The 13,909-nt window shown below is 44.9% G+C and carries 16 protein-coding genes; 2 read left to right on the top strand and 14 right to left on the bottom strand.

The window, feature by feature from the left end:
* Nucleotides 1-53: 53 nt before the first annotated feature.
* The 6 genes from ACFWMP_RS29845 to ACFWMP_RS29820 form a co-directional block, all read right to left on the bottom strand.
* Nucleotides 54-380 carry an ArsR/SmtB family transcription factor gene (locus ACFWMP_RS29845; protein ID WP_042123860.1) on the bottom strand — a complete coding sequence of 109 codons (327 nt, stop codon included), beginning with the start codon at nucleotides 378-380 and terminating at the stop codon, nucleotides 54-56.
* 72 nt (nucleotides 381-452) lie between these two features.
* Nucleotides 453-830 carry a hypothetical protein gene (locus ACFWMP_RS29840; RefSeq protein ID WP_339244578.1) on the bottom strand — a complete coding sequence of 126 codons (378 nt, stop codon included), beginning with the start codon at nucleotides 828-830 and terminating at the stop codon, nucleotides 453-455.
* A gap of 61 nt (nucleotides 831-891) precedes the next feature.
* Nucleotides 892-2,460, bottom strand: coding sequence for a phospholipase D-like domain-containing protein (locus ACFWMP_RS29835; RefSeq protein ID WP_379425957.1), 1,569 nt, complete (start codon nucleotides 2,458-2,460; stop codon nucleotides 892-894).
* Nucleotides 2,461-2,633: 173 nt separating this feature from the next.
* Nucleotides 2,634-2,927 (bottom strand): putative quinol monooxygenase, encoded by a 294-nt coding sequence (locus tag ACFWMP_RS29830; protein ID WP_042184585.1) that lies wholly within the window; start codon nucleotides 2,925-2,927, stop codon nucleotides 2,634-2,636.
* A gap of 27 nt (nucleotides 2,928-2,954) precedes the next feature.
* Complete coding sequence (locus ACFWMP_RS29825; RefSeq protein WP_042184583.1) at nucleotides 2,955-3,596, bottom strand: nitroreductase family protein; 642 nt, start codon at nucleotides 3,594-3,596, stop codon at nucleotides 2,955-2,957.
* Nucleotides 3,597-3,638: 42 nt separating this feature from the next.
* On the bottom strand, nucleotides 3,639-4,067 hold the full coding sequence (locus tag ACFWMP_RS29820) for a MarR family winged helix-turn-helix transcriptional regulator (RefSeq protein ID WP_042184581.1): 429 nt from the start codon (nucleotides 4,065-4,067) through the stop codon (nucleotides 3,639-3,641).
* A gap of 163 nt (nucleotides 4,068-4,230) precedes the next feature.
* Between ACFWMP_RS29820 and ACFWMP_RS29815 the strand changes: the two genes are divergently transcribed.
* A complete protein-coding gene (locus ACFWMP_RS29815; protein ID WP_379425955.1) occupies nucleotides 4,231-5,010 on the top strand; it encodes a carbon-nitrogen family hydrolase in 780 nt (259 codons plus the stop codon).
* A gap of 72 nt (nucleotides 5,011-5,082) precedes the next feature.
* Here the strand turns inward: ACFWMP_RS29815 and ACFWMP_RS29810 are convergent, their stop codons facing one another.
* A complete protein-coding gene (locus ACFWMP_RS29810; RefSeq protein ID WP_052404138.1) occupies nucleotides 5,083-6,012 on the bottom strand; it encodes a lipoate--protein ligase family protein in 930 nt (309 codons plus the stop codon).
* A 178-nt stretch (nucleotides 6,013-6,190) separates the two neighbouring features.
* On the opposite strand from ACFWMP_RS29810, the gene ACFWMP_RS29805 reads away from it, so the two are divergent.
* Complete coding sequence (locus ACFWMP_RS29805; protein ID WP_379425953.1) at nucleotides 6,191-7,075, top strand: CHAD domain-containing protein; 885 nt, start codon at nucleotides 6,191-6,193, stop codon at nucleotides 7,073-7,075.
* Between the two features lie 22 nt (nucleotides 7,076-7,097).
* On the opposite strand, the gene ACFWMP_RS29800 is transcribed toward ACFWMP_RS29805, so the two are convergent.
* The 7 genes from ACFWMP_RS29800 to ACFWMP_RS29770 form a co-directional block, all read right to left on the bottom strand.
* Entirely contained in the window at nucleotides 7,098-8,309 is a 1,212-nt protein-coding gene (locus ACFWMP_RS29800) for a Ger(x)C family spore germination protein (RefSeq protein WP_340973963.1), read from the bottom strand.
* Nucleotides 8,306-9,397, bottom strand: a complete 1,092-nt coding sequence (locus ACFWMP_RS29795; RefSeq protein WP_042184574.1) for a GerAB/ArcD/ProY family transporter — start codon at nucleotides 9,395-9,397, stop codon at nucleotides 8,306-8,308. Before ACFWMP_RS29795 ends, ACFWMP_RS29800 begins: the two co-directional genes overlap by 4 nt.
* Nucleotides 9,398-9,424: 27 nt before the next feature.
* Nucleotides 9,425-11,167, bottom strand: a complete 1,743-nt coding sequence (locus tag ACFWMP_RS29790) for a spore germination protein (protein ID WP_042184572.1) — start codon at nucleotides 11,165-11,167, stop codon at nucleotides 9,425-9,427.
* Between the two features lie 181 nt (nucleotides 11,168-11,348).
* Complete coding sequence (locus ACFWMP_RS29785) at nucleotides 11,349-11,786, bottom strand: carboxymuconolactone decarboxylase family protein (protein ID WP_042184569.1); 438 nt, start codon at nucleotides 11,784-11,786, stop codon at nucleotides 11,349-11,351.
* An 85-nt stretch (nucleotides 11,787-11,871) separates the two neighbouring features.
* On the bottom strand, nucleotides 11,872-12,747 hold the full coding sequence (gene sigJ, locus ACFWMP_RS29780) for an RNA polymerase sigma factor SigJ (RefSeq protein ID WP_076285911.1): 876 nt from the start codon (nucleotides 12,745-12,747) through the stop codon (nucleotides 11,872-11,874).
* Between the two features lie 214 nt (nucleotides 12,748-12,961).
* Entirely contained in the window at nucleotides 12,962-13,288 is a 327-nt protein-coding gene (locus tag ACFWMP_RS29775; RefSeq protein ID WP_042184566.1) for a thioredoxin family protein, read from the bottom strand.
* 38 nt (nucleotides 13,289-13,326) lie between these two features.
* Nucleotides 13,327-13,719, bottom strand: coding sequence for a MerR family transcriptional regulator (locus ACFWMP_RS29770; protein WP_042184564.1), 393 nt, complete (start codon nucleotides 13,717-13,719; stop codon nucleotides 13,327-13,329).
* Between the last annotated feature and the right edge of the window lie 190 nt (nucleotides 13,720-13,909).

Here is a 13,909-nt window from a genome sequence, read left to right as displayed (position 1 = left end):
AGAACATTACTCTAGGACGCAACTGTTGTCAACGCCAAAATAATGTTATTCCTTTATTCTCCGCGCATACCTTCGAGCAATGAAATGGTATTCACCAGATGGTTATCAAATATTTGTTTGGCTACGACCAGAAGATCTTTAATTAGAGGATCACGTAACGAATAGATCACAGTGGTGCCTTCTTTTACACTGGCTACTACATTCTTGGCGCGTAAAACAGCTAGCTGCTGGGATACAGCAGAGCCTTCTGATCCTAGAATGGCTTGTAGCTCATTCACATTCTTCTCACCTTCGCTGAGCAGTTCCAGTATACGAATTCGCATCGGATGAGCCAGCGCCTTGAAGAATTCGGTCTTAAATTGCTGAATTTCGGTGTTCATAGACTTCTACTCCTCATACTTACTTCTGAATCTAATGCTATCTTTGTATGTTATCTTAGTCCCTGATAAGCGTCAAATACTCAAAGGGTAGATACTCACATTACGAACCTGTACTTCTACAAACACACCAAGCGCCATAGGCTCACCGAGACACTCGAACATCACTAAACTTTCACCTATTCGCAAAAATCCTGTTCCGTCCTCTTCAATATTCTCCAGCACACCGGTAAAAACAACCTTATCTCCCTCTAACCTAGTATTGAACTCACTAGCAGGTGCAGGCAGAATATCCACCCATCTCATCAGCAGCTCCGAAAGCTCGAATTCCACATCTGTTTCCGTATCTGGCTCCACAGGAGCACCGCACCAGATCCCCCGACCCTCGCCAAACTCTGTGCGAAAGAATACCTCATCCTTTTTCATGCCATTCTTTGTAATTTTGATTTTCATAGCTATTATTCCACCTTGATAATTTATAACGATCATTATACATGACAATGAACCGATATTATCAAGTGTAATTCTGAGTAACCTTGTTCAGATACGTACTAGGATGCAGCCAAGGATACTTAAAGAACTCACTTTTCTTCGTAATTCTCCGTGAGACACCCAGATCATAATCGATCATAGACTTTATCCGCGCTGCGAAGGCCTCCCCTTTCACCAGCATTCCCAGCTCGAAATCGTGGCAGGCGCTTCTCTCATTGATGTTGTAGGAGCCATGAAATACCGCCCGTGATCTATGGTCATAGGTTATTTTCCAATGTGAAAAACGACCTGTGAAACTGTAATCATAAAAGGAAACCCCATTGAGAAACGGCTTATACATATTGCCTCGTACCGCCGCAGTATTGGTAGGATGATCATTAACCTTCAGCGGATTGCAGATGCTCAGATGACAGGAACAGTCTGGCCCCAGCTCCCCCAGCCGATCCCAAAACTCTTGATCAATCAAATAAGGATTTACAATCACCGTCTCCTCAGTCGCATAGGTAATTAAATTCAAATAGTATTGCTGAATTAAGTTAACTGGATTACCCGGAAAGCTTGCAAACAGTGTACATTCTTCCTCCCCAAAATGATAATTTACATTCGGATGGTAGAAGGCATCATCCACGTCAAAATGATCACCTCCCAGAAGTAACCAACGGGAATGAAACTTAGCATTTAAAGGCTGCGCCGCCGCGCCACGGATGCGGAAGCAGCCATCATGCCACTCCTCTTTTTTACTAGGAATCCCCTGTAGATGTCCTTCTATACTGATCGAAGAAGATGCCTGAACAGGCGTCACGTACGTGTATTGATCTCCAATATTCAGGCTGCCAATAATAGAGGTTACCCCATCAATGACCATAAACTTCCGATGATCAATGACATTCAACCCAGTGATTTCAACGTCCTCTTGTACTTTATCCTGTAAGAACAGGATACTTTCCGGTACGCCTTGTTGCTTCAGCGCCTTCCGCTTCACACGCCATTCTACGGCTGTATAATAAGAATTGAAGGTATTCAACAGCTTAGCTCCTGCATTCTCGAGCCTTTCAGAAATCTTGGAAAATTGACCAAACGCCAGATTGTTCTCATACCCTAAAGCTGTCAGCGCGTAATTGACCATGATCCGTACCTTCACCCCCCGTTTAAGGGCGTGAAATAATTCATCTGCAACCAGATTGCCTGAACGGTCATTAAAGAAGAGCATCACGGACAGGTGAATATAATGCTGTGCCTTCTTTATTTCTTCTAGTATCATCCCTAGGCACTCGGGTCCATTCACGTAAGGATCTACTTGGTTATTCCATGTGGTTTGTGGGGCCAGAGCTTTTAGCTTGTCTGAATCTAATCTGTCTAATACTTCAGTAAGTTGCCCCAGCAATCTTGGGCTAAAGCCAGGAACCTGAAATAGCTGCTGACCCTCCGTAATGACTCCGCCAATGGACTGTCGGTATGCTCTAGCCGCCTCCAGATCGATCCCCATTAGCCTGTGCTCCGCCTCTTCTCCTGCTTCGCCCATAATGCGGGCAAGTGAACCGCCTGATAAATAATAGTTCACCATATCGATCATATTTTTCTGTATTTCCATATGTAAGATCCCCTATCTTTATTGTGAGTGCACATGTATCAAGGTAAGGATAGATACCCTTGAACTTCTCCTTATAAACGGGGAACATAAAAAACAGGGATGCCCCGCAGCCATTATGGCTATGGAACATCCCTGTTTAAGATTAACCAGGATTCACTAAGAATCGAGATAACTTATTTCACTTGCTCTGCGCTAAATACTTTTACGTCTAGTGGCGCAGCCAAGAATTCACCAGCTTTAGCTGAGAACGCGGTAAAATGAGCGCTCGTATTGTGGCTGGATACGGCTTCAGCGTCGCGCCAAGTCTCCACCATAATAAATGAGTTCGCTTCTCCAGCATTCTCATACAGCTCGTAAGAGAGATTTCCTTCTTCAGCGTGAGTAGCTGTGAGAAGTGTTTTGGACTCCGCTAAAAACTGCTCGCGACGTTCTGGATTCACTTTAAGTACTGCATGGATAATGATCATTGTGTTTTCCTCCTAAGGTATAAAGTATTATTTCCACTCAGCAATTTTATCGATAGGCAAACGGACAGATGGGTAACCTGCATCAACAGCCTTACCGATGGAAAGCAACATTACAGGAACATAACGATCTTTTTCCATGCCAAACGCTTCTGCGATTTGATCTTTTTCATAACCGCCGATTGGGTTTGTATCGTATCCATGTGCACGGGCAACCAGCATCAATTGCATTGCAACAAGAGCACCATCAATAAGCACAGTATCTTTGTTAACTTCACGTGGCAAGGTAGCAAAGTGAGCAGATAATCTAGTTAATTGGTTTTCTTTTACTTCAGCAGGCATTAGTCCACGTTCAACAGCTGTGCCATAAATCTCCTCTGCATAGTCGAAATTGTTCAAATCACCGAAAATGGCAATCATAGCTGCAGAGGTTTCAACTTGTACGCCATTAAAGCGAGCAAGAGGAGCTAAAGTAGCTTTTGCTTCGTCACTTTCAATGACAAGAAACCGCCAAGGCTGCATGTTTACAGAAGAAGGTGCAAGAGTCGCTTCCGTAAGAATCTGAGTCATCTCTTCTTTGCTGATCTTAACGGATGGATCATATTTGCGGATAGAGCGGCGACCCGTAATAATTTCTTTAAAATCATTGGTTTGTGTTTGTGTAGCGTTCATATGTGTATTTCTCCTTTGAATGTGTAATTTGGGTAGTTACAGTTACAACAGATTGATATTAGATTGCAGACGATTAAGCATATCTATGAGCACTTTTCGCTCCTGATCGTTAAATCCAGTAAGCAGAGTAGCGACAAATCGTCTCTTCTCTTCGCCATATTGAATCATTCTTTCCCGCCCTTGATCCGTCAATGAGACCAATGTAACCCTGTTATCTGCGGGGTTGTTGCGGCGAGTGATCGTACCACTCTCTTCCATCCCTTTCAAGTGCCGAGTGACGGCGGCCGCATCTATATCCATGCCCTTTTGCAGCGTAATTTGGCTGACTTCATCCACCTGGAATAGTTCATGCAGGAGGCGAAGCCGTGTGGGACTAATCCCAGCACATCGTTCGAATTTCGGACAGATTCCCTTGTTTAATGCCTGCAGCAGTTCAAATATACGGTCTTCCTCAGGATAGTGCTCCGTCAAAATATACCTCCTTTATAAATTTAATTGTGCACAATTGTTTTGTATAAAATAATACTAACTGATAATCATTGACCCGTCAACTAATATATCAAATCATTTTTTAAAAATCAACATTGCTTATCCTCTTATGGTGCTATAGTCTTGAACAAAAAGGAGGAATCCTATGAGAATCTCCCTGATTCAGCTGGATATAGCATTTGGCAAACCCGATATGAATTATGCTGCTGTAGCAAATAAAATTAGTGTAGCTGCCGCCACAGCCCCCGACTGTCTTATTCTCCCTGAGCTTTGGACCACTGGCTATGATCTGACCCGACTAGAAGATATTGGTGATCCAGAAGGAGAAATTACCAAGGAATTCATCTCCATCTTAGCCAGACAATACAACATCAATATCGTCGCTGGTTCAGTCGCTAGCAGGAACGCCTCCGGTGTAACTAATCGTATGTTTGTATTTAATCGAACTGGAGAACTCGTTGGCGAATACAGTAAGCTACATTTGTTTCAGCTAATGGATGAACATCTATATTTGCAGCCTGGAGAAGACAAAGGCCTCTTCACATTGGAGGGCACGTTATGTGCCGGATTAATCTGTTATGATATCCGATTTCCAGAGTGGGTTCGGGCTCATACCGCACAAGGTGCAGAAATCTTGTTTATCAGTGCAGAATGGCCATTATCCAGGCTGTCACATTGGCGTGCACTACTGATCAGCCGAGCGATCGAGAACCAATGTTATGTAGTAGCCTGTAACCGTGCAGGAAGCGATCCTAACAATACCTTTGCTGGGCATTCTATGATAATTGATCCTTGGGGAGATATTTTATGTGAAGCTTCTGAAGGGGAAGAAATCCTAACGGGGGATATCGATTTACATATGGTGCGTGAAATTCGAGCACAAATCCCGATTTTTTCAGACAGACGTCCGGACTTATATGATTAAAAAGGACGTAACAGATGCTGGCCTCTCGCCAGACTTCTGTTTCGTCCTTTCTTAACGATGCGCAATATCCATTTATCCTTGGGCATAACGTTCATGCAGGACTCGCGCAGCATCCAGAACACGCGGATCTTCATAGTCTAGGAAATATCCGGTCTCCTGCTGTAGCCTGTCAGAGGATTTAAGCACCACTCCACGGTGGGCTAATGCTTGTCTAATGCCTTCGGCAAATACTTCAGTCGCATTCGGTCCGCCTAGTTCGCCAAGCCCAGCGATCGTCTCTGGACGAACCCGCGGATAAGATAATGCTGAGTCTCCTCCAGAGGCTTGCTCATAGAATTTATGAATGAGTTCACCACGTTCCTGTCCCGAACCTGAAACCACTACAAATGCATGTACGAAATAGGCATTATTTTGTCTGCGCTGAGCAATGCCGCAAAATTTCCGCCCACCGATCGCCAAATCGAAGTCTCCCGGGCAGTAAGAACCAACAATTTCACCAGCCTCAATTTGAGCTGCAGCCTGTGGATGACTCATAGCAACTGCCTCAGTGATCAGAGAAGCCAGAAGCCTAAAGTCATCATGAAAGTCCAGCTTTCCGCGTCCTTTGGGGAGAACTAGCGAAACATTAACAATTCCATCATCCAGAGGCACCGCAGCACCACCGGAATGTCTTACCGCTGTACGAATTCCTCGCTGCTCCAACTTAGCCATCGCTTGAGCCGCGTACGGAAGCTTGCTGTCCCGTAGGCCGAGCACAACACCCCCAGAATGACTCCATAGGTGCAGACTAGGAGGAACAAGTCCCGCTCCGACATCCCTACAAAGGGTCTCTTCAAAGGCGAACGGGATCAACATCTCCCCGATGCCCCCTGCTTTCTCATCTATCCTGTCATCCTTTAAGATTAGATGCTGGAAAAGTCCCATTTCTGCAGGAAGTCCGATGACTTCTTTACTTCTATCAACAGATCCATTGATCATTGCATCGTATTCCCGAGTATCCACCGATTCCCCTCTTTCCCGTATTATCCGTAATATTGTAATCAATCTGCCTCGCTAGTGCGAAATCAGAATTGAAATGAGGTTATGATAACGCTATCCTTATAGTATACGAACATACCCCAGCTCGAATAGGGGGTAGCCTTAGGTTCATGCTATACACAACGTTAAGGAGTGATGCCGCATGACAGTGGAAGTGATGAAGGAACGACAGTTAACCAAGACAAGACAATGGGAACAGGCACTTAACCTGCTGTATATTGATTTTTGGGATTACTGCCATGATGCACTTAGCAAATTCGATGACGAGGACATTCACCAAGCAAGAGTGAACTGCCGCAAGCTGTTAACACTGCTTTCCATTATCGACCCTGGTCATACTCTAGGGCTATACCCCCTATTTGAAAAAGCCCAAAAGAGATTAGGCAAGGTCAGAGATGCAGACGTTCTGATTGAATCGTTCAAGACTAAACGTAAACACGCCAAGGAAAACGGCGATACAAAGACAGCAGAACTGTTGAAGGCTGTGATCGACCACCAAAAGGACAAGCGCAAAACTTATCGTAAGAAGCTGGCCGATGAGCTGCCTAAGCTAATCAATGAGGATCTGGATGAGAAGTGGAAAGCTTTTCTAAGTGAACAGCTAGAGGCCCTGGTAGCGAAAAAAGATGCCAACGTTGTCATGCGCGAACTTGAGGTAGCTTACGAGCAGAAGAAAAAAGCTTGCAAGGCTATATTTCGTGGACAAGATGCCGAATCAGAAGCAGCCTTCGACTCACTGCATGAGCTGAGGATGGCTGCTAAGGAACTGCGATATACCGCTAGTGCAGCCTCTTTTGCGTTAAATCAAAAATTTCATGCCCATGAGGAAATATATAAGCAGATTCAAGATCAACTCGGGCTAATTAACGATAAACGCCTTTGGCTGGAAACACTAAATGCTATTGGGCGAGAAGAGCTGAATGTCGGCAAAAAAACATGGAATACCTTTACTGAGCAATTAAAAACCGATGTACTCGATGCGCTGCACCAAAATGATGTCATACCGCTCACACATCAAATGAAGTAACTCTGAACCTTTTACAATCTCTCTATTCAGCCGTTGTATCTGATGCGCCGTATTCTTCTATATTCACATTTACTTCATAGGTAATCGGAATTTGGCTGAAGGTTTCGTCCCAGTTATCCTTGACGCTCCGCCATACGGCTGGATGCTGATTATGTAGACTGGTGCCGAAACCGGCAGCTTCGGTATGCAGCTCCTTCTGCATCTTTGTTACAGTAGTTTGCACCATTTCTAGGACACGCTTCTGCAGCAAGGCTTTATCCTTCTTTACAATTCCGTCGTGTAATTTCTTCGATTTCTCGGCAAAGACCTCAGCATATCTACCTGTAGATGTTATTTTCACGTTAAAAGAGATCTGACCATTATTCACATTGGCTTTGATCTTGCTATGCATGGTTTTAACCTCATAGGTTAAGAGGTCATTGGTATCCGGATTATACGTCTTAAGCACTCCCCCTAGCCCCTTTCCGGTCAACCAGGCCATCCCTTCCAGCTCCGACTCATCCAAAAACCCAACAAGCTTCCCCGTTTCCCCGTTGATTACACCTGCTCCCGATAGCTTTGTCTCCTGATCAATAGGGATAACATTTTGCAATAAGAAGCTTTTCTTTCCTTGCAACGGGCCAACTACTTTAGCCAGAGATACCGGCTCCCATATCCCCATATTCCGGTCTCTGTTATTGAATATCCCTTCAAGTACAAAGGCAGGAGTCTGACCCGGCAGCGCATTTTCCAATACATCCTTGGCCATTCCCTTGCTGACAAATAACATAACACTCGGACGAATATCATTATCCCGCGTAAAGAAATCTATGATTTTAGTAAGATTATTGGAACGCGCGAGTTTTTCACTAATCACAATAACCTTTAAATGATGACCAATCGGAGTGCGTCTAGTACGCAGTGAAAGCTGCCGCATCGCTTCAAAGATAGAATCGCTAGTTTCACTCATATTATAGTAATTCTTAAAGGAGGAGGAAGAGGAACTGGCAGAAGACTTCATGACGGCGCCTCCCGATCCTTGTGGAATCGTAAATTGATAGGTACTTATTATTTTTTCAGGCTTCTTATGGCTCCCACCTTCCGGATTAGCTACTCCCTCGCCTCCTGACTCCTCCGCACTGTCCAGTGCAACACCAATCTGCATGTTTAATTCCTCGATCGGTACGCTGCTCCAGCAGCCTGATAACAGAGAACATAGTACAGTGAGTACGATCCACAACCTCCATTTTTTCATGAAGCAGCCCTCCGGAAGTATGTGATGATTAATAATGGTAAAGGAAGCACTCCGAATAAAATAAGCATACAATCACCAATGCCTGATCCTAAAGCAAACAAAGCATTCACATTAGGAGGAATCCTAGAAACTATATAAACAACCGGAAGTAATGCCAATAAACAGCTTTTGAAGCTTCTATGAATGATTTGAGACAAACCTAACGCCGCTGCATAAATCGCAACACAAAAGGTACAAAAGATCTGCATAATCCAGATCACCAGCAACAACGACTCAAACCTTTCAAAGATGAGATAGTTCACCTCAAAGCTACGTACAAGATCGAGAAACGGCCAGGTTCTTGTGAGAACTCCATCTATAGAAAAGGCACCTATGGTTGCTACAACTGCCAGGACATAAAATATCGTCGATATACAGGTTCCGGCTATAATTACCTTTACTGCTTTTTGGGGCTTGTCCATAAAAGCAACAACGAACAGCATCGCTTCACCAGCTGTAAAGGTCAGAATGGTTGGCCTGATCCCTTTCCATACGGGTTCCATTCCCTCTCCCAGTACTGGAAGTAGATTATTGAGGTCAAAAACTTCGAAACTTAGCAGACAAACCCCCAGAAACACTGTCCAGGTAATCGGAACAATAAGTCTGCACATGCTAGTGATCGCATTAATTCCTCCTCTGCATAAATAGAAGGCGATCCATATAAAAGCAGCCACTATCGCCCAAGGAGGTGTTCCTTCCAGTAGAAAAAAAGAGGTCACTTCCTGCACCGAACGTATCTCAAAGCCGGCAATACTGAGAAAATACCCAATGACTCCTATTGAGAGAACCACTCCGAGTGGTTTGCCGATGATCTTCCCGATATATTGAAAAAAAGTTTGGCCTGGAAACCTTTGACTAAGTTTCACAATGATCAAGCCTAACAGAAAGGAGATTAATCCCCCTAAAAAAATACTTATCCATACATCTGGACTACCACTGGCCTCTACAATGGTCCGAGGAAGCGTAAGTACCCCTGCCGCAATCGTATAATTGGCTAGAATGATCGTCGCTTGAACAGCAGTTATTCGATCCTTTACCTCGGCGCTCATGTTCTCTTCCTCCTTCACCTAGACTTTTCACCCTTTACGCAAAGGGTCCTTGGGTTTCAACAATGTAGGCCGCCCGGTTAAAAATTGCAAAGGCATTCGGAATATAAAATCTTTCCAATTGAATGTTCTATTCGGGACTGCCAGACCAAGATAGGGAACACCAAAACTCTTCAGCTTAATTAAATGACTACTAAGCAAAAGAAAAAAAAGTACCACTCCGTATAATCCAAAGATTGCTGCAAAAAACATAGCCGCAAACCGGAGCATACGAAGCGTCATCCCAGCACTATACATTGGCATAGAGAAGGAAGAAACAGCAGTAATTGATACTACAATGACTAGGATTGGACTCACGATTCCTGCTTCTACCGCGGCCTGGCCGATGATCAAACCGCCGACAATCCCCATCGCCGGACCGATAGGTTTAGGCAAACGAAGTCCAGCCTCCCGTAAAATTTCAATCGAGGTTTCCATAATCAATGCTTCGATTAATACAGTGAAGGGAACGCCTTGCCTGGAGGCAATAATGGAAATGGCCAGCTTCGTTGGAATCAATCCGGGTTGGAACGAGAGAAAGGAGATATATAGTGCCGGCGCAAACAGTGATATCGTTGCCGCAAAAAAACGTAACAGACGTAGCAGCGACCCTACCATCCAACGATCGTTATAATCCTCTGGAGATTGCAGTAACATCCCGAAGGTAACCGGCATAATCAACGCGAAGGGAGTACCATCAATTAAGATAGCTACTCTTCCTTCCAGGAGTGCTGCCATTACGCGGTCCGGTCTTTCTGTATTCTGAATCTGCTGGAAGGGACTATAACTATTATCTTCAATCAATTGTTCGACATAACCAGATTCTTGAACATCATCTATATCTATCGTTTTAATTCTTCGTTTAACCTCTTCTACAAGCTCATCATTCGCAATATCCTTGATATAGGTTAAGATGAGTTCCTTCTGCATTCTCTTTCCTAGAGTAAAAGAAATCATCGCTAGCTCCGTACTCTGCCCGTGTCTACGCAGCATTGCCGTGTTGTCGCTTAAAGTCTCATTAAATCCGCTCCGTGAGCCCCGTAAGACTGCTTCAGATTCTGGCTCTTGAATCCCTCTTGTAGCCCCCTTTGGACTACTAAGCACAAAAACTTCTGATATCCCCTCCACGAGTAGCACGGCAGATCCAAATAACACCTTCTGAAGGGAGAGGTATGCATTATCCGTAAGCTCAACTTCCGAGATAAGCAGGATCTCGTGGATGAGAATATCTTGTAGATCTTTCGCTTCCGCTTTGTTATTCATGTTCATAAACGGCTGATATGCATTCATTAACGGTTTTAAAATATTCTGATCCATTTTGTCTTTGTCCGTTAGACCGTCTACGTACAAAAGTGCTGCCCTTGTCTTAATGCTTCCGATTCGCAACTCCCTTACATTCACATCATGCATATCGGCGCTGATCTCTCTGAATTTCTGCAAATCATCCTCAAAATGGCCACTATAAGTTATTCTCTTCCCCTTATCCTTAGTTACTACATTCGAGCTGGACTGCTTCACCGGCCCTTCTAAAATGCCTGTTTCTCCAGAGTTTTCTACGGAAGAAACACCTCCACCTTTGCTGCCAGTAGCTTTTTCCGCTCTAGTCGTTATCCTGTCTTCTTTAGCTTTAGCCCAGCTTATTGTACGAAGCAGGAAGAAAGGGACACAGAAAATCATAATCCCTTGGAAAACCACACCCCAACTTGGAATTAATTCTATTACCTCATTCCACACCCCTAACACCTCCTTTATAGCTGTGACCGTATTTTTTACCGAAGATGGATAATTCATGCATACAAAAAAGACCCCATAGTATGGGGTCTCCCTAAGTTAAACTTCATATGTTCTTATACCTCTATTGTATCTGTAAAGTGTCGGATGCTAGCCTTGGACGTTCGGCTGACGTAATTAAAGTTTATTGCGGCATCATGCGAGTGGTGATCGCGATGCGATTCCATGCATTGATTGTAACAATTGCCATGATGATCTCGCCAAGTCGCTTAGTATCGAAATGGCGCTCCGCTTCCGAATAGACATCGTCCGGTACATGTCCTTGTGTCACGAGTGTAACCGACTCGGTCAGCGCAAGCACTGCACGCTCCTCGTCGCTGTAGAACGGCGCTTCACGCCATGCGTTCAGCATGTAGATGCGCTGTTCCGACTCGCCTGCCTTGCGGGCATCCTTCGTATGCATATCGATGCAGAAGGCGCAGCCATTAATTTGTGACGCTCTGATTTTGATTAACTCCAATAACGACTTCTCCACGCCTGTCGATTGTACGAACGCTTCAAGACCCATCATCGCTTTGTATGCGGCTGGAATTTCACCGGCCAGATCCATTCTTTGTTCCATGGGGATAGCTCCTCTCCGGCTGTAGACCGGTTATCTTTTGATTGTTTCACTAATAAGACAATGCAAAAGCTCCGTTTGTGACAGGTTACCCCATTCGTTGTAATTTATCGGGATTGAGTACGATATAAATATGCTCGATCCGCTCCCCGGCCGCATCAAGCTGGAAGCTGATCGCCTTAAGCGGCCGGCCATCCCGATAGATGACGATGCCCAGCTGGCCGTTAAGTAGCACCATCCTTTGCGAATCTCCGAGGAAGCCCTTCGTAATGACGCCTCCAATGAAAGCTTGAACACGATCCCTGCCCGTAATAGTGAAGATCGCTGCGCGAACTTTACCGCCGCCGTCCGACGTAAGCAGCGCATCCTCGGTCAGCAGGCTGACAAGCGCATCGACGTTGCCGCCTCGCGCAGCTGCGAGGAATGCTGTCGCAAGAGGTGTTGCCTGAGCCGTGTTGCCTGGCAGAACTGGCGATTGTTGATGCAGCTTATCATTAGCGCGGCTAAATATTTTTCGACAGTTGGCTTCTGATTTTCCTAATACATCGGCAAGTTCGCTATATTCGAAAGCGAAGGATTGGCGCAAGATGAAGACGGCTCTCTCGACAGCCGACAAATGTTCCAGCATGACGAGCAGGGCGTAGGATACATTTTCATCGTGATCGAAGAGATCAGCAGGATTATCTCCGCCTCCATTCGTAAAGCTGACGAGTGGCTCCGGCAGCCATGTGCCGACATATTGCTCTCTCCTTATACGGGCGGATTGCATATAGTTGATGCAACGATTTGTTGTCATACGGATTAAGTAAGCTTTCGGATGGGTGATATCTATTGTTTGTAGCTTGCTGTACTCGATGAATACGTCTTGAACGAGGTCCTCTGCATCTGCTATAGAGCCGGTCATACGGTAAGCGATTGCTTTCAGCAGAGAGTGATAGTTGGTATATGCGACCTGAAAATCCATACGGGCTAGACTCCTTCCAAAGCTGTGCCTTTCATACCATCACGGCTCACCGCGGCGTCTACATCGATCAGCGGATGATCAACAATATAGACGCTCTCCTAGGGCTTCACGTCTAGCCTATCGAGTGCACGCAGGAAATATCCGGATGAGGCTTCTTAATGCCTTCTCAGCTTGAAATTAATATAGCATCAAAATACAACTAAATTCCAATTCGCTATGCTAGAATAACCTTGTTCAATATCCCTTGGTAGGCTGCTATCGGACGTAAGCCAACTAACTTTTCCATTGGCTGCCCATCTTTATATACAATGACTGTAGGCATCCCCATAACACCAGCTTCACCAGCCAGATCCGGCAACTCGTCACAATTCACCTTCACAATAGAGACATCGTCTCCATATTCCTGATGAAGATCTTCCAAAAGAGGCAGCAGCACCTTGCAAGGGGGACACCATGGCGCACCGTAATCTACCAATACCGTTCCACCACCGCGAATCTCTGCTCGTACCCAATCAGCGCTATCTGCATTTGTAATAGCCATTTGTCATTCCTCCTCATAGTTTTCAACTCCAGCAGTACCTACTCCAAACTCTCCAGTGTACATGCCTCTAAACTACTCTCGTTCTGCTCTTGCAAGATAGAGGCCATTCTTTCTTCCAAATTGCGTTTGATCTGATTCAGTTCTACAAGCTGACGTTCAATATCTTCAAGCTTGCTACGGTATAGTGGCATCACTTCTGCGCAGAAAGCTTCTTTGTTCTTCAAGACACAATGTAGAAAGCCCGCGATCTGCTCTGTGGACAGACCCAGGTTCAAATATAATTTTATCGTTTCTACCGTCTCCACAGCGAGCGGAGAGTACTCCCGATATCCGTTGGCCTGACGGATCGGCGAAATTAATCCCTGACTCTCATAATAACGAATTGAACGGACGCTTACGCCCGTCATTTTAGCAAGCTCACCTATTTTCATAGCAATCTCCCCGGGGTTCATGAGAATTGTTCTACACCAGTATAAACCCTGACATCAATGTAAGAGTCAATAAAAAAATCCAACCGTAGTTATCCTAAACTGTACCCTATGTAAAGGACATTTAAAAAAAGTCTAGGCAGATTGAAGAAGATGATCTCTGTATTGAACAGGGGTCATCTTTTTTAAATCC

Origin of the sequence: Paenibacillus sp. NPDC058367, from assembly GCF_042723305.1 — a bacterium.
Lineage (GTDB): Bacteria > Bacillota > Bacilli > Paenibacillales > Paenibacillaceae > Paenibacillus_AQ.
This window is presented reverse-complemented; position numbering and strand designations above follow the sequence as displayed.

Coding starts and splice junctions, on each gene's coding strand:
- ACFWMP_RS29845 (WP_042123860.1), bottom strand. CDS start 380: ATGAACACCGAAATTCAGCAATTTAAGACCGAATTCTTCAAGGCGCTG.
- ACFWMP_RS29840 (WP_339244578.1), bottom strand. CDS start 830: ATGAAAATCAAAATTACAAAGAATGGCATGAAAAAGGATGAGGTATTC.
- ACFWMP_RS29835 (WP_379425957.1), bottom strand. CDS start 2,460: ATGGAAATACAGAAAAATATGATCGATATGGTGAACTATTATTTATCA.
- ACFWMP_RS29830 (WP_042184585.1), bottom strand. CDS start 2,927: ATGATCATTATCCATGCAGTACTTAAAGTGAATCCAGAACGTCGCGAG.
- ACFWMP_RS29825 (WP_042184583.1), bottom strand. CDS start 3,596: ATGAACGCTACACAAACACAAACCAATGATTTTAAAGAAATTATTACG.
- ACFWMP_RS29815 (WP_379425955.1), top strand. CDS start 4,231: ATGAGAATCTCCCTGATTCAGCTGGATATAGCATTTGGCAAACCCGAT.
- ACFWMP_RS29805 (WP_379425953.1), top strand. CDS start 6,191: ATGACAGTGGAAGTGATGAAGGAACGACAGTTAACCAAGACAAGACAA.
- ACFWMP_RS29800 (WP_340973963.1), bottom strand. CDS start 8,309: ATGAAAAAATGGAGGTTGTGGATCGTACTCACTGTACTATGTTCTCTG.
- ACFWMP_RS29795 (WP_042184574.1), bottom strand. CDS start 9,397: ATGAGCGCCGAGGTAAAGGATCGAATAACTGCTGTTCAAGCGACGATC.
- ACFWMP_RS29785 (WP_042184569.1), bottom strand. CDS start 11,786: ATGGAACAAAGAATGGATCTGGCCGGTGAAATTCCAGCCGCATACAAA.
- sigJ (WP_076285911.1), bottom strand. CDS start 12,747: ATGGATTTTCAGGTCGCATATACCAACTATCACTCTCTGCTGAAAGCA.
- ACFWMP_RS29775 (WP_042184566.1), bottom strand. CDS start 13,288: ATGGCTATTACAAATGCAGATAGCGCTGATTGGGTACGAGCAGAGATT.
- ACFWMP_RS29770 (WP_042184564.1), bottom strand. CDS start 13,719: ATGAAAATAGGTGAGCTTGCTAAAATGACGGGCGTAAGCGTCCGTTCA.